Raw genomic sequence first — 19,026 nt, 5'->3', positions numbered from 1 at the left:
CTCGTCAGTTCTTGTCCCGCAGGGTGCGCCAGATGCGGGTGCGGTGCAGGAGGTAGAAGGACCCGATCAGGGCGAGGACCTGCAGCCCCACGGCGAGCACCCAGAACTCGTCCTTGGTCTCCAGCCGGTTCGTCAGGAACGTGAAGTTCATGCCGAAGAACCCGGTCAGGAACGACAGCGGCAGGAAGATCACCGACACGATGGCCAGCCGGTTGATCACGCCGTTCTGCTCGCCCGCGACGAGCGAGGAGTAACTGGCGAAGGCCCGGCGGGTGGCGTCCTGGAGGGACTCGATGTCGGCGAGCACCAGCCTTCCGGCGTTCTGGAACCCCTGGGCACGCCGTTGCCGGTCCTCGGGGAAGGCGGGGCTCATCATCCGGCGGGTGAGGATCTCGTCGGTCGCCTGGAGGTAGGGCAGCAGGGCGTGGTGCAGGAGTGCGGAGCGCCGCCGCAGCTGCGCCAGCCGGTAGACGTGCTCGGTACGCCGGTTCTCGAACATGTCGTCCTCGAGTTCCTCGGTCTGCAGCAGTGCCCGCACGGCCGCCCGGCGGAAGGTGTCCAGAGCCTCCTGGAGCAGGAGGAAGAGCACGGCCACGGTGTCGTCGGGCCGCTCGTGCCGCAACGCCGCGGCGATGCTCTTCGCCAGCCCGGCCTGGCCCCGGTGCACCGCGACCAGGAACCGTTCGGTCACCACCACATGGAGGTGGACGATCTCCTCCCCGTGCACCACCGGCACCACGAAAGCGGCCCGGTCGCCCAGGAACTCCGCCCGCGCGGGCTCGTCCTTGCTGCCGAACCAGTCCAGTTCCTCGCCGTCCAGGCCGAGCTGACCGGCGATCGGCGTGCCCGGCTCCGGCGCTTCCTCGGGCAGCTCGATGTCGACGAGCAGGAAGGAGTCGGCGGCCAGCCGCTCACGCGCCCCGCGGACATCCGTACGGGTGACGGTCCCTTCCGGCATCGACACCACCGTAACGATCATCGCCCCTCACCGTCATTCCCGAAGCCCGTGGCTCAGAGCCTCCCCGGCTCCCGGCGTTCCCGCACGCGGAGGCACTCGTGTGCGTCGCGGGACGGCTGCCGAACGGATGACGGCGCCGGTGGCGATACTCGGCACATGGAAACGGATCTCCACGCGACCCTGAGGTCGCTTCGGGTATGGGACCCGGACGTCACGGACCTGCGCCCCTTCGCCCCGGACACCGCCCCGCCGACCCCGCTGCCGCTGTTCACGAGCTGGCTGGCGGAGGCCGTGGCGGCAGGGCAGCCGGAGCCGCACACGATGTCGCTGGCCACGGTGGACGAGGAGGGCAGGCCGGACGTACGGATCGTGATGCTGCACGGCGCCGACGCGGACGGCTGGTCCTTCGGCACGCACGCCACGAGCCGCAAGGGCCGGGCCCTGAGCGCGCACCCCTGTGCCGCCCTGGCCTTCTACTGGCCGGTGCTGGGCCGCCAGGTCCGGGTGCGCGGCCCGGTGACCGCGGCGCCGTCCCCAGAGAGCCAGGCCGACCTGCACGCCCGCTCGACGGGGGCGCTGGCCGCGGCGCTCACCGGGCGGCAGAGCGAGGAGCTGTCCTCGCTGGACGAGCTGCGGCGGGCGTCCCGGGCCGCGTGGGAGCGGGCCCGCGAGAACCCGACCGAGCCGTCTCCCACCTGGACCCTGTACCGGGTTCACCCGGAGACGGTGGAGTTCTTCCAGGGGGACCCGGACCGGCAGCACGTCCGGTTGGAGTACCGCAGCACGGAGTTCGGCTGGGACAGGGTCCTGCTGTGGCCCTAGGCCCTGTCGTCAAATTCCCGCCTGCCCCGCGACGCCATGCACGCTCCCCCACTGCCTCAAGGGCGTGGGAGGTGCCCCCACTCGCCGCACCAGGCCCGGGCCCAAGTACAACCAGTACGAGGGCCAGGCCCCGGCACTCCCCCAGCCTTCGGCCGGGGGGACCCCCAGAGCACGCACCTACGGCATACATGAGCCGCTCCGCGGCGGGCGCAGGGCCCGCCCTCCGGGCGGACGGCGGGAATTTGACGACAGGACCTAGCCGCCCGTCACGTCAGGGAGTCCTCGAACGTCCACGTCGCGAAGTCCGCGACCGGGCGGTAGCCGATGCGCTGGTACAGCCCGTTGCTCGTGGGGTTGGCGAGGTCGGTGAAGAGGAGGATCTCCGCGGCCCCGGACTCGCGCGCGGCCCGGCTCACCTCCGCCGTGGCCGCGCCCGCGTATCCGCGCCCGCGCAGGCCGGGCGGGGTGTAGACGGGGGCGATGCGGATCTGGCCGGCGATCTCCGGGGTGGCCCCCACCAGGGAGACCGGGGTGCCGTCGGCCTCCTCCCAGAGGGTTGCGCCGCCCTCGGCGATGCGCGCGTCGGCCCACGCGGCGGAGTCCGTGCCGGCGCCGTGGCCGGTGTCCGTGTCGAACTCGGCCTTCCAGCGGACCAGCAACGCGCGGTCCTCGGGCCCCGCGACCCGCGCGCGGCCCTGCGGCCTCGGCTCCGGCACGGTCAACTCGCCCAGCCGGTAGAGCCGTTGGCGCATGTCCAGCGTGGCCGGCGTACCGGTGCGCCGCTGCCAGGCCGCCGCGAAGACCTCCGCCGTCTCCCGCGGGCCGGAGATCCCGGGCGCCGGGCGCCCCAGGCCGGCGAGCCGGGCGGCCAGGGCGTCGGCCTCCTGTGCGGTGAGCCGGGTGGCATGGAGGGGGAACGGCGGCGTGTGGATCAGGGTCGCGCGGACCGTGCCGTCGTCCAGGACGCCGAAGAGCGGTGCGTCGGCGCTGTAGAAGTGCGGCCCGCGGCGGCGCAGCGCGTCCGTCACCGTCAGCGGGACCGTGTGCAGGGCGGGCCGGGAGCGCAGGAAGTCGCCGGCGAGGGCGAGGAACTCGTCCAGGTCTTCGGTGAGATGCCAGTCGTCAGGGCGCATACGGCCATGATCGGCGCCAACGGCCGTGCGGAACACCGGTTTTCTCCGACAGCTCAGCCTTCCGGACGGAACACTGGCCGCCCTTCCGCGAACGTCACGCGCAGCGGCAGCCCGGCCCGCAGCTCCGCTCCCGCGCACTCCACCACCTGCGTCATCATCCGCGGGCCCTCCGCCAGATCGACCACCGCGGCCACGTACGGCGTGCGTTCGCTGAAGGGCGGCAGGTCGTTGCGGTGGACGGTGGACCAGGTGTAGAGCACGGCCCGGCCGCTCGCCTGCTCCCAGGTGACGTCCTCGCTCCAGCAGTGCGGGCAGAACTCGCGCGGGTAGTGGTGGGCCCGGCCGCAGGCGCGGCAGCGGCGGATCAGCAGCCGGCCCCGCTCCGCCGCCTCCCAGTAGGGCCGTGTGAAGGCGTCGGGCTCGGGGAGGTCGTAGCGGGCCGCGCCCATCAGAACCATCCCAGCCACGCGTCGATCGACCAGCTCTGCCAGGCCATCGCGAAGAACCCGACGAGCGAGATCAGCGCCATCATCGAGTTCTGGCCCTGTTCCGCCCAGTCGTGGATCATCAGGACGAAGTAGATCGCGTTCAGCAGCAGTCCGCCCAGCAGCGCGACCGGGGTCAGGAAGCCGAGGACCAGGCCGAGGCCGAGGGCGAGTTCGGCGTAGGCGACGACGTACGCCATGAGCTTCGGACGCGGCGTGACGACCGTCTCGAAGCCGGCCCGCACCGGCGCCCAGCGATGCTTCTCCGCGATCTCCGCCGCCCACGCGATGCCGCTGCCCCGCTCGAACCAGGCCTTCTTGTCCTTGTGCCGCCAGCTCTCCAGCCACCACAGCCCGAGCCCGATCCGCAGCACCGCCAGCCACTGAGCACCGTCCAGCCATATGGAGTCCATGACATCTGACGGTACGTCAGATGCAGGGCAAAGCCCAGCGCCAAGAACGACACCACCAGGCTGAGTGCACAGCCGGCCTCGGTGACGAGGTCGACCACCTCTCCCCACCAGGACCATCGCCGTACCACCACAACCAGGTGTCCTACGTCATCGGCCCCACCCACTCCTCCTACACCCGTGATCAATCCGCAACCAATTCCGGTCTTGACCGAGACCCATCAACCGGGTGCGTGATTACGCTCCGAGCATGACCGCCTCCCGTTCCGCTTCCGTGCCGCTCTCCGCCACGCCCGCCGACCGCCCGGTGTACGTCATCGGCGCCGGTCCGGGCGGCCTGGCCGCCGCGTACGCGCTGCGGGCACGGGGCATACGGGCCGTGGTGCTGGAGAAGACCGACCGGGTGGGGGCCTCCTGGCGCGGCCACTACGACCGGCTGCATCTGCACACCACCCGGCGGCTGTCCGCGCTGCCGGGCCTGAAGATCCCCCGGAGGTTCGGGCGCTGGGTGTCCCGCGACAACGTGGTGCGCTACCTGGAGAAGTACGCCGAGCACCACGCGCTGGAGATCGTCACCGGCGTGGAGGTCTTCCGCGTCGAGCGGGCCGCGGACGGCACCGGCTGGCTGCTGCACGCCTCCGGCGGGCGCGAACTGACCGGCAGCGCGGTGGTCGTCGCCACCGGCTACAACCACACCCCGCGCATCCCCGACTGGCCCGGACTCAGCGAGTACGGCGGGGAGTTCCTGCACGCCTCCGAGTACCGCAACGCGAAGCCGTACGCCGGCCGGGACGTGCTGGTCGTCGGCGTCGGCAACACCGGCGCGGAGATCGCCGTGGACCTGGTGGAGGGCGGGGCGGCGCGGGTGCGGCTGGCGGTGCGCACCGTCCCGCACATCGTGCGCCGTACGACGCTCGGCTGGCCCGCGCAGTACTCCGGCGTGCTGGTACGGCGACTGCCGGTACGGCTGGTGGACCGGCTCGCCAGGTCGGCGGCCCGGCTCGGCGTGCCGGACCTGTCGGCCCACGGGCTGCCGCGCCCGGACACGGGGATGTACAGCAGGGTCCTGCAGGGCGCCGTACCGGTGCAGGACGTCGGCCTGATCGACGCCGTGCGCAAGGGGAAGGTGGAGATCGTGGCCGCCGTCGAGTCCTTCGAGGGCGGGAACCCCGGAAAGGTCGTCCTCGCCGACGGCACCCGGATCGAGCCGGACGCGGTGATCGCGGCGACCGGGTACACGCGGGCACTGGAGGGGCTGGTCGGGCATCTCGGGGTGCTGGACGGGCGCGGCAGGCCGGTGGTGCACGGCGGCCGTACGCCCGCGCAGGCACCCGGCCTGTACTTCACCGGGTACACCAACCCGATCAGCGGGATGTTCCGGGAGATGGCGCTCGACGCCGGGAAGATCGCGAAGGCGGCGGCGCGGCATCTCCGCACCGGTCGGTAACTTCGCGAGGTCCGACCGGTTCCTGACACAGCGTCAGTTCAGTAATCTGACAGGGCGTCAGTTTACTTGTGCTGTCTCACAGGAGCGGGCGGACCGATGCTTGGATCAACCCACGGCACCCTCACCACCGACTCCCGCCGGGCCCGGGTCATCGCGTGCGGCGAGCAGCGGCCCGGACCCGTCGTCCACGACCGGGTCGACGACCTGGACGTCAGCGGGCGGCCGCTGTACGCGGACGTCCCCGACCTGACCCGCTTCTTCCGGCCCGAGTCGGTCGCCGTGATCGGCGCCTCGGACGCGGAGGGACGCCCCAACACCGGGATCACCCGGCAGCTGCTGGCCTGGGCCGAGCGGGTGGGGGCGCAGGTGTATCCGGTGCATCCGACCCGCCCCTCGGTCTTCGGCATCCCCTGCGCCGCCTCCGTCGCCGAACTGCCCCCCGGGCAGGTCGACCTGGCCGTGCTGCTGGTGGCCGACCCGCTGCCGGTGGTCGAGGAACTGGCCGACGCCAAGGTGAGGTTCGCGGTCGCCTTCGCCTCCGGCTTCGCCGAGACCGGGGAGGCCGGCGCCGCGGCCCAGGAACGGCTCGCGGACGCCGTACGGCGCTCGGGCCTGCGGCTGCTCGGCCCCAACACCAACCTCAACGCCTTCGAGCACTTCCGGGACGACCTGACCGGCCCGGCGATCGCGCTGATCACCCAGTCCGGGCACCAGGGCCGCCCCGTCTTCGCCCTGCAGGAGCTGGGCATCCGGCTCTCCCACTGGGCGCCCACCGGCAACGAGGCCGACCTGGAGACCGCCGACTTCCTCTCCTGGTTCGCCGAGCAGCCCGAGGTCGGCGCCGTCGCCTGTTACGTGGAGGGCCTCAAGGACGGCCGCGCCTTCCTGCTGGCCGCCGACCGCGCCGCCCGCCGCGGGGTGCCGGTGGTCGCGGTGAAGGTGGGCCGCACCGAGACCGGCGCCCGTACGGCGGCCTCGCACACCGGCAAGCTCACGGGCGCGGACGACGTGGTGGACGCGGCGATGCGCCAGTTCGGGGTCGTACGGGTCGACGGTCTCGACGAACTCCAGGACACCGCCGCCCTGTTGGCACGGGCGCGGGCCCCACTGGCGGAGGGGGTCGCGGTGTACTCGATCTCCGGCGGCACCGGCGCGCACGCGGCCGACCTCGCCACGGCGGCCGGGCTCCACCTGCCCCGCCTGCCGGAGTCCAAGCAGGCCGAGCTGCACCAGTGGATACCGGAGTACCTGAGTGTGGCCAACCCGGTGGACAACGGCGGGCATCCGGTGGGCGACGCACGCGGCCGGAAGATCATCGACGCGATCCTCGCCGACCCGTCGGTCGGCGTCCTGATCTGCCCGGTCACCGGCCCGTTCCCGCCGCTGAGCGACAAGCTGGTGGCGGACCTGGTCGCGGCGGCGGAGGAGACGGACAAGCTGGTGTGCGTGGTGTGGGGTTCGCCGGTGGGCACGGAGGCGGCCTACCGCGAGGTCCTGCTCGGCTCCTCGCGCGTGGCCACCTTCCGCACCCTGGGCAACTGTCTCAGGGCCGTGCGCGCCTGGCTGGACCACCACCGCTTCGTGAGCGACTACCGCTCCCCCTTCGACGAGGCCCCGCGCACCCCCTCACCGTCGTACCGCAAGGCGGAGGCGCTGATGCGTCCGGGCGAGCAGCTGAGCGAGCACGCGGCCAAGCAGCTGCTGCGCGCCTACGGCATCCGGGTGCCGCGCGAGCAGCTGGTGACCAGCGCGGCGGCGGCCGTCCGGGCGGCGGCCCAGGTCGGCTACCCGGTGGTGATGAAGGCCTCGGGCGCCCGGATCGCCCACAAGACCGAACTCGGCCTGGTGAAGATCGGTCTGACCTCGGCCAGCCAGGTCAGGGACGCCTACCGCGAGCTGACCGACATCGCCCGCTACGAGGGTGTCCCGCTGGACGGGATCCTGGTGTGCCAGATGGTCGAGCAGGGCGTGGAGATGGTCGTGGGGACGAGCCACGACGACCTGTTCGGTCCGACGGTGACGGTGGGCCTCGGCGGGGTCCTGGTGGAGGTCCTGCACGACGCGGCGGTCCGTGTCCCCCCGTTCGGCGAGGACCAGGCCCGCGCCATGCTCGCCGAACTGCGCGGCCGGGCGCTGCTGGACGGCGTCCGGGGTCGCCCGCCGGCCGACCTCGACGCGCTGGTGGAGGTGATCCTGCGGGTCCAGCGCATGGCGCTGGAACTGGGCGAGTCGGTCTCCGAGCTGGACATCAACCCCCTCATGGTGCTGCCCCGCGGGCAGGGCGCGGTGGCGCTGGACGCGCTGGTGGTGTGCCGGTGAGCGAGCTGGAGACCGAGCGCGGTGGCCAGGTGTCGTACGTGACGTTGAACCGCCCCGACGCCCTCAACGCCTTGACGCCAGAGCTGCGGGACCGGCTGATCGACGTGCTCGGGGAGGCCTCGGCCGATCCGGACGTCCGGGCGGTGGTCCTGACCGGCACGGGGCGGGGCTTCTGCGCGGGCGCGGACCTGCGGGGCGGTGCCGTCGGCGACCGGGTCCCGGGGGATGTGGCCCGCGTCCTCCGGCTCGGCGCCCAGCGCCTGATCGCGGCCGTCCTGGACTGCGAGAAGCCGGTGATCGCCGCTGTGAACGGGACTGCGGCGGGCCTCGGCGCGCACCTGGCGTTCGCCTGCGATCTGGTCCTGGCCGCCGAGTCGGCCCGCTTCATCGAGGTGTTCGTACGGCGGGGGCTGGTGCCGGACGCCGGGGGCGCATACCTGCTGCCCCGCCTGCTGGGTCCGCAGCGGGCCAAGGAGCTGCTGTTCTTCGGCGACGCGGTGCCGGCGCCGGACGCGGAACGCCTGGGCCTGGTCAACAGGGTCGTACCGGACGCCGACCTGCCGAAGGCGGCCCGGGAGTGGGCGACCCGCCTGGCTTCCGGCCCCACCCGCGCCCTGGCCCTGACCAAGCACCTGGTGAACAGCTCCCTGGAGTCGGACCGGGCCACCGCCTTCGCGGCGGAGGCCTGGGCCCAGGAGATCAACATGACGACCGAGGACGCCCAGGACGGCCTGCGGGCGTTCGTGGAGCGCCGGGAGGCGGAGTTCCGGGGGCGGTGAGAGCTGGTCCCCGGTGCGGTGCGGGTCAGTTCCCGATGCGGTCCAGGATGCGCAGGGCACCCCCGTCGGGGTCGCCGAAGAGGACGAACAGCCGGGGGGCGTCCTCGGTGCCGCTGACGGACCAGTGGGTGTCCTCGCCGCAGTCGCCTCCGAGGTGCAGCAGGATGCCGTCGCGTCCGGTGCCGTCCGTGCCGGGGTCGGGCTTCCACGTGCCGGAGCCCGCGCAGACCGCGTAGTCCTTGTCCGGGTCCCCCGAGGCGCGCTCGGCGGATGCGGTGGTGGGGAGCTTGTGGGCCTCGGCCCGCCCGTCGGCGCCGAGGCGCAGTTCGGCGCCGTCGCCGTCCCGCCAGACCCCGACGAACTGGGCGCGGGTCAGCCGGGGTGGCTCGTACTGCGGGATCAGACCGGTCGCACAGGCCGCGATCCCCCCGCCGAGCGCCAGCGCGAACAGGGCGCCCGAGGCGAGCGCGGCCTGCCACCACAGGCCCCACCCCCGCCAGGCGCCCCGGCGCACATAGGGCACGCCGAGCGTGGGCAGCAGGCCGACGGCGGTGAGGACCGGGACGGTCGTCGTGAGCGGCCAGTGCCGGAGCAGGGCCGCGAGCAGCCCCCAGAAGGCGGCCGGGCCCAGCGGCGCCAGCAGGTGGCGGAGCCGTTCGGGGCCGGGCAGCGCGCGGGCGAGCCACAGGGACGGCAGGGTGAGGGCCAACGCCTGCACCAGGCCGAGGAACGGCAGGACCAGCGGTGCGAGGAAGAGCACGCAGAGCAGGCCGAGCAGGGCCGGCGCCCCGCCGGCACCAGCGCCGTAGTCGTCGCGGCTGAAGCTCTGGATCATCCACACCAGCACCGCCACGGCCGGCAGCTGCGCCGCGCCCAGTGCCACGGCCGCGTTCAGATCGCCGGACGCCCCGGACACACCGCCGTCACCAGGTCTTTCCCGTTTCCTTCCCCACCCCATGGCCGCAGCCTACGGACGACCCGTACGGGGCCCGCCGCCAGGCTTCCCATCTGACGCACCGTCAGCTTCAATGGATGGCGTGATGGGACACGCAGGGGCGGCGGCCGCCGCCGTCCGGTATCTGGGGCGCAGGCCCGTGGAGCCGTTGCCGCGGCCGGAGTTGCGGTGTGTGCGGGAGGACGAGCGGGCACCGGTGGAGCCGGGCGAGTTCCGGCGGGTGCTGGGGAACTTCGCGAGCGGCGTGACGGTGATCACGGCACCGCCCGCCGGCGGGGAACACGCCCCCGCCGGCTTCGCCTGCCAGTCCTTCGCCTCCCTCTCCCTCGAACCGCCCCTGGTCTGCTTCATGGTCGGCCGTACGTCGGCCACCTGGCCCCGGATCGCCCGCGCGGGCGTCTTCTGCGTCAACGTGCTCAGCGCCGGCCAGGACGAGCTGTGCCGGGCCTTCGCGGTGAGCGGCGCCGACAAGTTCGCCGGCGTGCCCTACGACGCGGCACCCGCCTCCGGCTCCCCGCGCCTGGCCGGTGCCGCCGCCTGGATCGACTGCACCGTCCACGCCGTGCACACCGGAGGCGACCACCTGATCGTCGTGGGCCGGGTGGCCGCCCTCGGCACAGTGGAACCGGGCGACCCACTGCTCTTCCACCGGGGGCGGTTCGCCCGGCTCGGCCGCTGAGGCTCCCCGGCGGCTCGACCCGCGGGGCGGAGCCTGCGGCGGGTCAGCCCGTGCAGTTCGGGCCCCGGACGGTGCAGCGGTTTCCACCCGATGGCGGACGGCGAGCGGGAACCCCCTTCCGGTGGCCGCTTCAGGACACGGCGGCCACCGGAATCGCAGGAGCCGGTCGGCGGATCACCAGGGACATCAGGGCCGCCGCCGCGCACAGCGTGCCGGAGGCGTACCAGACGAGGTCGTAGGAGCCGAAGACGTCGCGGGCGAGGCCGCCGAGGTAGGCGACGAGGGCCGCGCCGACCTGGTGGGAGGCGAGCACCCAGCCGAAGACGATGGCGCTGTCCTCGCCGTAGTTCTCCCGGCACAGGGCGAGGGTCGGCGGGACGGTGGCCACCCAGTCCAGGCCGTAGAAGACGATGAAGAAGAGCATCGGGGGGTGGGCGGCGGGGCCCAGCAGCATCGGCAGGAAGAGCAGGGAGAGGCCCCGCAGGGCGTAGTAGACGGCCAGGAGGCGGCGCGGTTCGAAGCGGTCGGTGAACCAGCCGGAGGCGATCGTGCCGGCCACGTCGAACACGCCGACGACCGCGAGCAGGGAGGCCGCCGTCGTGACCGGCATCCCGTGGTCGTGCTCGGCGGGCACGAAGTGGGTCTGGATCAGGCCGTTGGTGGAGGCGCCGCAGATCGCGAAGGTGCCGGCGAGCAGCCAGAAGGTGCCCGTGCGGACGGCGGTGGACAGTACCTTCAGGGTGCGGCGGGCGGCGCCCGTGACCGGCGCCGGCTTGGGCACGAACTCCCTTGCGCCGTACGGCTTCTGGCCGATGTCGGCCGGGTGGTCGCGCAGCAGGATCCACACGAAGGGGACGACGGCGAGCGCGGCCAGGGCGACCGTCACGGCGGCCGGGCGCCAGCCGTGGTGTTCGGTCAGCCAGGACAGCACCGGTAGGAAGATCAGCTGGCCGGAGGCGGACGCGGCGGTGAGGATGCCGCTGACCAGCCCGCGCCGCTCGGTGAACCAGCGGTTGGTGACGGTCGCCGCGAAGGCGAGGGCCATCGATCCGGAGCCGAGACCGACCAGCAGGCCCCAGCACAGCCACAGCTGCCAGGCCGCCGTCATCCACACGGTCAGGCCGGAGCCGGCCGCGATCACGGTCAGCGCGACGGCGACCACCCGGCGGATGCCGAAGCGGTCCATCAGCGCGGCGGCGAAGGGCGCGGTGAGGCCGTAGAGCGCGAGGTTGATGGAGACGGCCGCGCCGATCGTGCCGCGCGACCAGCCGAACTCCTGGTGCAGCGGGTCGATGAGCAGGCCGGGCAGGGAACGGAACGCGGCCGCGCCGATGATCGTGACGAAGGTGACGGCGGCGACGAACCACGCCCGGTGCACACGGCGGCGCCGGGCGGGCGGGGCGGCCTGGACGGGGGCTGCGGCTGGGCTTGTCTGAGTCACGTCATCGAGAGTCCGCTTTTCTTTACCACGCATCGAGTGGCCCGGAGGACAGCATTCGCTAGGATCGGGCCATGAGTGGTTCCGAGGGTTTCCGTCCGCACCGGATCGTCGTGCTCGCCCTCGACGGGCTGCTCCCCTTCGAGCTGGGCATCCCGCACCGCATCTTCGGCCGCCCCAGGGACGAGCACGGCCGGCCTCTGTACGAGGTCGTGACCTGCTCGGTACGGCCGCCCGGCCCGGTCGAGACCGACGCCGACTTCGCCGTGCACGTCCCGAACGGCCCGGAGGCCCTGGCGGGTGCCGACACGGTGATCGTCCCGGCGTCGTACGAGCTCGGTCCCGTCTTCGAGGAGGGCCGCCTCACCGAGGAGCTGTCCGCCGCCCTCGCCCGCATCCGGCCCGGCACCCGGCTCGCCTCCATCTGCACCGGCGTCTACGTCCTCGCCGCCGCCGGCTACCTCGACGGCCGCCCGGCGACCACGCACTGGGCCGACGCCGAGCGTTTCCAGCGCATGTTCCCGCGGGTCAGGCTGGACGCGGACGTGCTGTTCGTCGACGACGGCGACGTGCTCACCTCGGCCGGCGTGGCCGCCGGGATCGACCTGTGCCTGCACATGGTGCGCCGCGACTTCGGCACGGCGGTCGCCAACGACGTGGCCCGGCGCACGGTCGTACCGCCGCACCGCGACGGCGGCCAGGCCCAGTACATCCACCGCCCGGTCCCGGACCCGCAGCTGGCCACGACGACCGCCGCCCGTGCCTGGGCCCTCGGCCGTCTCCACGAGCCGATCCAGCTGCGGGACATGGCCGAGCAGGAGGCCATGTCGGTGCGCACCTTCACCCGCCGCTTCCGCGAGGAGGTCGGCATCAGCCCCGGCCAGTGGCTCACCCAGCAGCGCGTCGAACGCGCTCGCCATCTGCTGGAGACCACCGACCTGTCCATCGACCAGGTGGCCCGCGAGGCGGGCTTCGGCACGGCCCAGTCGATGCGCCAGCATCTGCAGCAGGCGCTGGGGGTGACCCCGACGGCGTACCGGCGGACCTTCCGCGCCGGCGTCAGAACGTGAGCCGGAACCTGGGTCAGAACGTGAGTCGGAACCTGGGTCAGAACGTGAGCACCGCCCGCGCCACCCGGCCCGCCTCCGCGTCCGCGCGAGCCTTGGCGAAGTCCTCCACCGGATAGACCTCCGTCACCAACTCGTCCAGCAGCAGGCGGTGTTGGCGGTACAGCTCGGCGTACAGGGCGATGTCCCGCTGCGGGCGCGAGGAGCCGTAGCGGCAGCCGAGGACGGACTTGTCCAGGTAGAGGGAGGAGACGAGGAAGGACGCCTCGGCGGTGGCGGGCGGGACACCGAGGAGGATCGCCTGGCCGTGCCGGTCCAGGAGGTCGATCGCCTGCCGGATCAGCTCCACCCGGCCCACGCACTCGAAGGCGTGGTCGGCGCCCGTGGGCAGGATGTCCTTCACGCCCTCCGTCGAGGTCAGGAAGTCGGTCGCGCCGAACTGCCGGGCCACCTTCTCCTTGGCCGGATTGGCGTCCACGGCGACGATCCTGAGCGCCCCGGCGAGCCGGGCGCCCTGCAGCACGTTCAGCCCGATCCCCCCGGTCCCGATGACGACGACGCTGTCCCCGCGGTCCACCCGCGCCCGGTTCAGCACGGCCCCGACCCCCGTGAGCACCCCGCACCCGATCAGCGCGGCGGACTGAAGGGGGATGTCCTTGGGGATCCGCACCGCCTGTACAGCCTTGACAACCGTGCGCTCGGCGAAGGCCGAGTTGGCGGCGAACTGGTGCAGGAGCGTGGTCCCCCGCGTGAACGGCTTCCCCGGGCGCCCGATGGCCTGCCGGCACATCGTCGGCCGACCCCGGTCGCACTCCGCGCACGTGCCGCAGTTGGCGAGCGTGGACAGCGCCACGTGGTCGCCGGGCGCGACATGGCCGACGCCCGCGCCGACCGCCTCCACGACCCCGGCGCCCTCGTGCCCCAGCACCACCGGCACCGGGAACGGGATGGTGCCGTCCACCACGGACAGATCGCTGTGGCACAGCCCGGCCGCCGCGATGGCCACCAGCACCTCACCGGGCCCCGGCTCCCGCACCGCCAGGTCGTCGACCACCCGTACCTGTGTGCCGTCGAACACCACACCACGCATCACACGGCCCCCTTGGGCTCTCTGGGCAGACCGAGCACGCGCTCGGCGATGATCGTGCGCTGGACCTGGTCCGAACCGCCGTAGATCGTGTCGGCCCGGGAGAAGAGGAACAGGCGCTGGTCCGCGCCGAGTTCGTACGGCGCCGCGGCCGACCAGTCCACCGGTCCGACGGTGGCCGCCGCCCCCCTGACCTGCATCGCCAGCTCTCCGAGCCGCTGGTGCCAGCCGGCCCACAGCAGCTTGGCCACGCTGGCGGCCCCGGGGTCGGCCGAGCCGCCGAGGGTGCGCAGGGCGTGCCGGCGCATGGTCCGCAGCTCGGCCCACTGCCGCACTAGCCGCTCCCGTACGACGGGATCCGCGACCGCTCCCGTCTCCATGGCCGTGCGTACGACCTGGCCCAGCTCCTCGGCGAACCCGATCTGCTGGGCGAGGGTGGACACCCCGCGCTCGAACCCGAGCAGACTCATGGCCACCGGCCAGCCCCGCCCCTCCCCTCCCACGAGGTGCTCCACGCGCGCGTACGCCCCGTCGAAGAAGACCTCGTTGAAGTCACTGGTCCCGGTCATCTGCCGGATGGGGCGGACCTCGATGCGGCCGGGCTGGTCCATGGGGACGAGCAGAAAGCTGAGGCCGTGGTGGCGCCTGGACCCGGGGTCGGTACGGGCGAGCACGAAGCACCAGTCGGCCTCATGCGCGAGCGAGGTCCAGATCTTCTGCCCGCTGATCCGGTAGCCGGTCCCCTCGCGTACGGCGGCCGTGCGCACCCCCGCCAGATCCGACCCGGCACCGGGCTCGCTGTAGCCCTGGCACCACAGCTCCTCACCGGCCGCGATCGAGGGAAGGAAGCGGGACTTCTGCTCCTCGCTGCCATGGGCGATGAGCGTGGGAGCGAGTAGGTTCTCCCCGATGTGCCCGGAGCGCGGGGGCGCGGGCGACCGGGCGTACTCCTCGGCCCAGACGACCTGCTGGGTGAGCCCGGCCGTACGGTTCCCGTATCCAGACTCCGACCAACCGAGCCCGATCCATCCGGCTTTGCCGAGGGTGCGTTCCCAGGTACGACGGTCTGTGGCTGGCTTGGCGTTGGCGGCCAGCCAGGCACGGGCCTCCGCGCGGAACATCTCGTCCTCCGGACTGAACCCGAAATCCATGAAGCCCCCTCAGCTTGAGCGCCCCGAAGGGGCGCGGGGAACTGCGCGATCAACCACGACGAACCCGCAGCCGCCAGACCACAACACGCCCCGACCTATTGGGCGTTCGGCCGAGACCCAGACCGCGCCGCAGACTCCATCGCCAAAAGCTGGGACAGCATCGGCATCGGATCCACCCCCACCGACCCCGGCAGAACCTCGGCAATCCGCTCCGGCGTCCACGCCCCCTCCCCGTAAACCGAACGGAGTTCACGCGGCTGTGCCCACACCGCGATCTTCGGCCCGGCGACGGTGTACACCTGCCCGGTGATGCCCAGCGCAGCGGCTCCGTCGGACAGCAGGTAGACCACCAGCGCGGCCACGTCCTCCGGCTCGCCGATCTCCCTCAGCTCCATGGGGACGTTCGCCGACATCCGGGTACGGGCCACCGGCGCCACCGCGTTCGCGGTCACCCCGTACTTGTGCAGACCGAGCGCCGCGCTGCGGACGAGCGAGATGATCCCGCCCTTTGCCGCGCTGTAGTTGGCCTGGGACACGGAACCCTGGTGGTTGCCGCTGGTGAAGCCGATCAGCGTGCCGGAGCGCTGGCGGCGCATCACCGCGGACGCCGCCCGGAAGACGGTGAAGGTGCCCTTGAGGTGGGTGGCGAGCACGGGGTCCCACTCCTCCTCGGTCATGTTGAACAGCATGCGTTCGCGCAGGATCCCGGCCACGCACACGACCCCGTCGAGCCGGCCGTACGAGGCAAGCGCCACGTCGACCACCCGCTGCCCGCCCGCCATCGTGGAGATGTCGTCGGCGACCGCGACCGCCTCCCCGCCCGCGGCCTCGATCTCCTTGACGACGGCCTCCGCGACCTCGCTCGTGGGCGAGGCGCCGTCGACGGAGACGCCGTAGTCGTTGACGACGACCTTCGCCCCCTCGGCGGCAGCCGCCCGCGCGACCGCCCGGCCGATGCCCCGTCCGGCGCCCGTCACGGCGACGACCTTTCCAGCCAAGAAGTTCCCCACGCCCGGCCCCTTCCCGCAGTTTCTGACGGCCCGTTAGATTCTATGGCGCGCCGGACGCACGGACACAAGCCCCGGGGAGGCATCGGATGGCACTGCCGGAGGAGTTCCACGAGATCGCGGGGCGGGTGAACAACTGGGGGCGCTGGGGAGCGGACGACGAGATCGGCACCCTCAACCTGATCACCGACGAGGTCGTCCGCGAGGCGGCCGCCTGCGTGCGCACCGGGCGCCGCATCCCGCTCGCGCTCCCTCTCCAGCAGGACGGGGTGCAGACCGGCGTGATCCCCGGGCGGGTCAACCCGCTGCACGTCATGGTCCAGATCAACCAGGAACTCTTCGGGCCGGGCACGGTGGCGTGCAGCGACGACGCGGTGACCATGGGTCTGCAGGCGGGCACCCACTGGGACGCTCTCACCCATGTCTCGCACTCCGGGAAGCTCTACAACGGCCGCCCGGCGCACACGGTCACCGCGCACGGCGGTGCCGGGTTCGGCGGGATCGACAAGGCGCGGCACATCGTCTCGCGCGGGGTGCTGCTGGACGTGGCACGCGCGCGTGGCGTGGACCGGCTGGCGGGGGACCACGCGGTGACGCCTGAGGATCTGGAGCGGGCCGAGGAGTTCGGTGGGGTCCGGGTCCGGGCCGGGGACATCGTGCTGGTCCGCACCGGGCAGGTGCAGGTGTACCTGGCCGGGGACAGGCACGGGTACGGCTATCCGTCGCCGGGTCTGTCCGTCCGTACGCCCGAGTGGTTCCATGCGCGCGATGTGGCGGCGGTCGCGAACGACACGCTCACTTTTGAGATATTTCCGCCCGAGTCTGAGCATCTGTGGCTGCCCGTGCACGCCCTGGACCTGGTGGAGATGGGGATGCTCCAGGGCCAGAACTGGAATCTCGAGGAGTTGTCCACAGCCTGTGGAGAAGAGCGGCGGTACGCGTTCCTGCTGTCAGCGATGCCCGAGCCGTTCGTCGGCGCGACGGGAACGCCCGTGGCGCCCGTGGCCGTTCTCTGAGGGCCCTTGCCCAAGGCGGGTGGCCCGGCCGGCGGCGCGCCCTCCCCCACCGTCTTGCGCACGCGCCGCCCACCGGATGCGACCCACACTCGACGAGGGCCGCCGTCACCCATGCCCTCGTCGTCCCCTCGCGGCGAATCGTCGCCCACAAGCGTGTTCAGGCGGTCACGGGTCGTCAACGCCAGTACGGGGATTTGTTACGTACGCCCTGTTCGCGGCACCCGCGCACGGATGCACCCCCGGCGCACCGCCGCGCCGGGTGCTACACCGCCTCGAAGGCGAGACCCTCGTACGCGGACAGTCCGCCCCCGTACGCCATCGCTGCGCTCTCCCTGGGCTGTGAACAGCGGTCCACTTCGCACCAGATGCTCTTGCCGGCACCTTCCGGGCGCCAGCCCCAGCGATCGGCCAGGCAGTCCACCAGGGCCAGGCCGCGGCCGCCGGTGGCCTCACCGCCGGCGCAACGCGGCACGGGGGCGCGGGAGCTGCTGTCGGCCACCTCGACGCGCACGGTGGCCGCCGCCGGTGCCGGCGGCTCCTCGGGGACTACGGCCGGTTCGGCCGCGGCTCCCGGCAGCCCGGTCTGCGCGCCAGGCAGCTCAGCCTCCGTGCCCGGCAGGGAGAGCCGGAGCACGGCCGCGTGGCCGGTGTGCACGACCGCGTTGGTCACCAGCTCGGAGACGAGCAGGATCAGGGTTTCCGCCAGTGGCTCGTCGGCCGTTATCCCGAGCCCGGCAAGCCGCGAGCGGGCCCACCTCCTCGCCCGACCCACCTCCGTGGGGTCGGGACGGATCTCCAGCTGCACTTGAAGCACCTGCACCGCTCACACCATCCGAACCGGCGGACACATGACCCCACGCCACCCGGCCGTCGCGGCGGCTGCGGCCGCGACGGCGATCACGAGGGCCACGATCGTAGCCATTTTCTGCATGGCCAGAACAACGGCCCGAGCAAGGGTCACGGAACGTGATTCCCTTTGACGACAGCATGGTTGACGTACAGTCACCCCAACAAGCGCTTCGGGCATATTCCAGCGCGAAGGAGTACGCGTGCGGCATACTGTGCGACGCTCATGCCAGGGAGTCGAACAGGCGTCGGCCGAAGCCGTTACCGCCCCGCGAGCAGCGACGCGCACCGGGCGACCCGGTGCCGCCCCAGGGGCACCGCAGGACCGGCTCGTGCTCGCAGCCACTCGCATCCCACACAAGGTACCGGAGGGGGCGTCCGACTCCGGGACGTGACGAGCCTCTTGAAGGACACAACCCGGTATCGACGCTCCGTGACACCGGTGTGCCACAATCCGCGACATCATGGGCCAAGGCTTTGTCGCCGGTGCAGTCCAGGGCGCGGTCGCCTCGTCAGGCCGCCAGCCGCGCGGCGAGCAGCTCCTCACTCTCCGTGCTCCCGCCACCACGCCGAGCCCGCACCCAGGCCCGCTTCAGATGCAGGTGCACGTCCGCCTCCCAGGTGAAACCCATGCCGCCGTGCACCTGAAGACAGTCACGGGCCCCGCGTACGGCGGCCTCGTCGGCGAGCAGCCGGGCGGCGGCGACGTCGGCCGCATCGCCGGTGACGGCGGCCGCGTAGACGGCGACGCGCGCGGTCTCGGTGCGCACCAGCAGGTCCGCGCACAGGTGCTTGACGGCCTGGAAGGCCCCGATCGGGCGCCCGAACTGCTCCCGCGTCCGGGCGTGTTGCACAGCCATCTCCAGCACCCGCACGGCGGTCCCGAGCTGCTCGGCAGCGGTGAGGAGGGAGGCGACGGGGGAGGCGAAGGAGCCAAGGGTCGGCTCGGCCGCTTTGCGGTGGGGGGCTGCGGGAAGACGGTGCAGGGGGGTCAGCGGGTCAACCGAGCGCAGGGGTACGGCCCCTGTCGCCCCGCCCCGTACCACGTCCGCTGCCTCCAGCCACTCCACCAGCTCCCCGTCCACCGTCGCCACCACCGTCTCCCCGGTGGCCGCACCCGGCACGGTCCCGGCGGCGAGATGGGTGGCCACGAGCGGCCCGGGCAGCAGTGCCCGTCCCGCCTCCTCGAAGACCAGCACCGCCTCCGGGAGGCCCAGCCCGACCCCGCCGTCCGCCTCCGGCAGCCGCAGGGCGAAGAACCCCGCGTCCCCGAGCACCCGCCACAGCTCCCGGTCCAGCCGCCCCGGCGCATCGACGGCCGCCCGCAACGCCTCCCGCCCGAAGCGCCGGTCCAGCAGCTCCCGTACGCCTGCCTTCAACGCACGCTGGTCCTCAGTGAGTTGGAACCGCACGATCATCTCCCTCCG

18 protein-coding genes are annotated in these 19,026 nt (G+C 72.7%); 7 read left to right on the top strand and 11 right to left on the bottom strand.

Going from position 1 to position 19,026, the window contains the following annotated elements:
- Window positions 1-4 precede the first annotated feature (4 nt).
- Window positions 5-958: a magnesium transporter CorA family protein gene (locus ACWC2T_RS19375; RefSeq protein WP_450671557.1), complete on the bottom strand. Its 954-nt coding sequence runs from the start codon at window positions 956-958 to the stop codon at window positions 5-7.
- Between the two features lie 156 nt (window positions 959-1,114).
- Here ACWC2T_RS19375 and ACWC2T_RS19370 point away from each other — a divergent pair, with 156 nt between their 5' ends.
- Window positions 1,115-1,780, top strand: coding sequence for a pyridoxine/pyridoxamine 5'-phosphate oxidase (locus ACWC2T_RS19370; RefSeq protein WP_450671556.1), 666 nt, complete (start codon window positions 1,115-1,117; stop codon window positions 1,778-1,780).
- A 266-nt stretch (window positions 1,781-2,046) separates the two neighbouring features.
- Here ACWC2T_RS19370 and ACWC2T_RS19365 read toward each other — a convergent pair whose 3' ends face one another.
- Genes ACWC2T_RS19365 through ACWC2T_RS19355 form a run of 3 tightly spaced genes read right to left on the bottom strand, consistent with a single transcriptional unit; the run spans window position 2,047 to window position 3,811 of the window.
- Window positions 2,047-2,913: a GNAT family N-acetyltransferase gene (locus tag ACWC2T_RS19365; protein ID WP_450671555.1), complete on the bottom strand. Its 867-nt coding sequence runs from the start codon at window positions 2,911-2,913 to the stop codon at window positions 2,047-2,049.
- Between the two features lie 53 nt (window positions 2,914-2,966).
- Window positions 2,967-3,362 carry a Zn-ribbon domain-containing OB-fold protein gene (locus tag ACWC2T_RS19360; RefSeq protein ID WP_450671627.1) on the bottom strand — a complete coding sequence of 132 codons (396 nt, stop codon included), beginning with the start codon at window positions 3,360-3,362 and terminating at the stop codon, window positions 2,967-2,969.
- Window positions 3,362-3,811 carry a DoxX family membrane protein gene (locus ACWC2T_RS19355; protein WP_450671554.1) on the bottom strand — a complete coding sequence of 150 codons (450 nt, stop codon included), beginning with the start codon at window positions 3,809-3,811 and terminating at the stop codon, window positions 3,362-3,364. Before ACWC2T_RS19355 ends, ACWC2T_RS19360 begins: the two co-directional genes overlap by 1 nt.
- Window positions 3,812-4,058: 247 nt before the next feature.
- Between ACWC2T_RS19355 and ACWC2T_RS19350 the strand changes: the two genes are divergently transcribed.
- From ACWC2T_RS19350 to ACWC2T_RS19340, 3 genes are all read left to right on the top strand, one after another.
- Complete coding sequence (locus tag ACWC2T_RS19350) at window positions 4,059-5,255, top strand: flavin-containing monooxygenase (protein WP_450671553.1); 1,197 nt, start codon at window positions 4,059-4,061, stop codon at window positions 5,253-5,255.
- Between the two features lie 96 nt (window positions 5,256-5,351).
- Window positions 5,352-7,574, top strand: coding sequence for an acetate--CoA ligase family protein (locus tag ACWC2T_RS19345; protein ID WP_450671552.1), 2,223 nt, complete (start codon window positions 5,352-5,354; stop codon window positions 7,572-7,574).
- Window positions 7,565-8,353 carry an enoyl-CoA hydratase/isomerase family protein gene (locus tag ACWC2T_RS19340; protein WP_450671551.1) on the top strand — a complete coding sequence of 263 codons (789 nt, stop codon included), beginning with the start codon at window positions 7,565-7,567 and terminating at the stop codon, window positions 8,351-8,353. The genes ACWC2T_RS19345 and ACWC2T_RS19340 overlap by 10 nt, the downstream gene beginning before the upstream one ends.
- Window positions 8,354-8,378: 25 nt before the next feature.
- Here the strand turns inward: ACWC2T_RS19340 and ACWC2T_RS19335 are convergent, their stop codons facing one another.
- Complete coding sequence (locus tag ACWC2T_RS19335; protein ID WP_450671550.1) at window positions 8,379-9,269, bottom strand: hypothetical protein; 891 nt, start codon at window positions 9,267-9,269, stop codon at window positions 8,379-8,381.
- 124 nt (window positions 9,270-9,393) lie between these two features.
- Between ACWC2T_RS19335 and ACWC2T_RS19330 the strand changes: the two genes are divergently transcribed.
- Complete coding sequence (locus ACWC2T_RS19330) at window positions 9,394-9,987, top strand: flavin reductase family protein (RefSeq protein ID WP_450671549.1); 594 nt, start codon at window positions 9,394-9,396, stop codon at window positions 9,985-9,987.
- Window positions 9,988-10,117: 130 nt separating this feature from the next.
- On the opposite strand, the gene ACWC2T_RS19325 is transcribed toward ACWC2T_RS19330, so the two are convergent.
- Window positions 10,118-11,428 carry an MFS transporter gene (locus ACWC2T_RS19325; RefSeq protein ID WP_450671548.1) on the bottom strand — a complete coding sequence of 437 codons (1,311 nt, stop codon included), beginning with the start codon at window positions 11,426-11,428 and terminating at the stop codon, window positions 10,118-10,120.
- 71 nt (window positions 11,429-11,499) lie between these two features.
- Here ACWC2T_RS19325 and ACWC2T_RS19320 point away from each other — a divergent pair, with 71 nt between their 5' ends.
- The gene (locus ACWC2T_RS19320; protein ID WP_450671547.1) at window positions 11,500-12,495 is read left to right on the top strand and encodes a GlxA family transcriptional regulator; all 996 of its coding nucleotides are present in this window, start codon (window positions 11,500-11,502) and stop codon (window positions 12,493-12,495) included.
- 37 nt (window positions 12,496-12,532) lie between these two features.
- Here ACWC2T_RS19320 and ACWC2T_RS19315 read toward each other — a convergent pair whose 3' ends face one another.
- From ACWC2T_RS19315 to ACWC2T_RS19305, 3 genes are all read right to left on the bottom strand, one after another.
- Complete coding sequence (locus tag ACWC2T_RS19315; RefSeq protein ID WP_450671546.1) at window positions 12,533-13,582, bottom strand: Zn-dependent alcohol dehydrogenase; 1,050 nt, start codon at window positions 13,580-13,582, stop codon at window positions 12,533-12,535.
- Window positions 13,582-14,730 carry an acyl-CoA dehydrogenase family protein gene (locus tag ACWC2T_RS19310; protein ID WP_450671545.1) on the bottom strand — a complete coding sequence of 383 codons (1,149 nt, stop codon included), beginning with the start codon at window positions 14,728-14,730 and terminating at the stop codon, window positions 13,582-13,584. The genes ACWC2T_RS19315 and ACWC2T_RS19310 overlap by 1 nt, the downstream gene beginning before the upstream one ends.
- Before the next feature lie 95 nt (window positions 14,731-14,825).
- Entirely contained in the window at window positions 14,826-15,740 is a 915-nt protein-coding gene (locus tag ACWC2T_RS19305) for an SDR family NAD(P)-dependent oxidoreductase (protein WP_450671544.1), read from the bottom strand.
- Between the two features lie 86 nt (window positions 15,741-15,826).
- Here ACWC2T_RS19305 and ACWC2T_RS19300 point away from each other — a divergent pair, with 86 nt between their 5' ends.
- On the top strand, window positions 15,827-16,753 hold the full coding sequence (locus ACWC2T_RS19300; protein ID WP_450671543.1) for a cyclase family protein: 927 nt from the start codon (window positions 15,827-15,829) through the stop codon (window positions 16,751-16,753).
- 262 nt (window positions 16,754-17,015) lie between these two features.
- Here ACWC2T_RS19300 and ACWC2T_RS19295 read toward each other — a convergent pair whose 3' ends face one another.
- Window positions 17,016-17,573 carry an ATP-binding protein gene (locus ACWC2T_RS19295; RefSeq protein ID WP_450671542.1) on the bottom strand — a complete coding sequence of 186 codons (558 nt, stop codon included), beginning with the start codon at window positions 17,571-17,573 and terminating at the stop codon, window positions 17,016-17,018.
- Window positions 17,574-18,111: 538 nt separating this feature from the next.
- Window positions 18,112-19,011 carry an acyl-CoA dehydrogenase family protein gene (locus ACWC2T_RS19290; protein ID WP_450671541.1) on the bottom strand — a complete coding sequence of 300 codons (900 nt, stop codon included), beginning with the start codon at window positions 19,009-19,011 and terminating at the stop codon, window positions 18,112-18,114.
- Window positions 19,012-19,026: the final 15 nt, after the last annotated feature.

The sequence above is a fragment of the Streptomyces sp. NPDC001393 genome, assembly GCF_053597455.1.
The sequence above is the reverse complement of the archived record's forward strand: the minus strand, read 5'-3'. Positions and strand labels throughout refer to the sequence as shown.

Bases quoted from the DNA above. Each gene is read 5' to 3' on its own strand.
- ACWC2T_RS19355 (WP_450671554.1), bottom strand. From the start codon at position 3,811: ATGGACTCCATATGGCTGGACGGTGCTCAGTGGCTGGCGGTGCTGCGG.
- ACWC2T_RS19315 (WP_450671546.1), bottom strand. From the start codon at position 13,582: ATGCGTGGTGTGGTGTTCGACGGCACACAGGTACGGGTGGTCGACGAC.
- ACWC2T_RS19360 (WP_450671627.1), bottom strand. From the start codon at position 3,362: ATGGGCGCGGCCCGCTACGACCTCCCCGAGCCCGACGCCTTCACACGG.
- ACWC2T_RS19365 (WP_450671555.1), bottom strand. From the start codon at position 2,913: ATGCGCCCTGACGACTGGCATCTCACCGAAGACCTGGACGAGTTCCTC.
- ACWC2T_RS19310 (WP_450671545.1), bottom strand. From the start codon at position 14,730: ATGGATTTCGGGTTCAGTCCGGAGGACGAGATGTTCCGCGCGGAGGCC.
- ACWC2T_RS19345 (WP_450671552.1), top strand. From the start codon at position 5,352: ATGCTTGGATCAACCCACGGCACCCTCACCACCGACTCCCGCCGGGCC.
- ACWC2T_RS19330 (WP_450671549.1), top strand. From the start codon at position 9,394: ATGGGACACGCAGGGGCGGCGGCCGCCGCCGTCCGGTATCTGGGGCGC.
- ACWC2T_RS19375 (WP_450671557.1), bottom strand. From the start codon at position 958: ATGCCGGAAGGGACCGTCACCCGTACGGATGTCCGCGGGGCGCGTGAG.
- ACWC2T_RS19300 (WP_450671543.1), top strand. From the start codon at position 15,827: ATGGCACTGCCGGAGGAGTTCCACGAGATCGCGGGGCGGGTGAACAAC.
- ACWC2T_RS19370 (WP_450671556.1), top strand. From the start codon at position 1,115: ATGGAAACGGATCTCCACGCGACCCTGAGGTCGCTTCGGGTATGGGAC.
- ACWC2T_RS19350 (WP_450671553.1), top strand. From the start codon at position 4,059: ATGACCGCCTCCCGTTCCGCTTCCGTGCCGCTCTCCGCCACGCCCGCC.
- ACWC2T_RS19320 (WP_450671547.1), top strand. From the start codon at position 11,500: ATGAGTGGTTCCGAGGGTTTCCGTCCGCACCGGATCGTCGTGCTCGCC.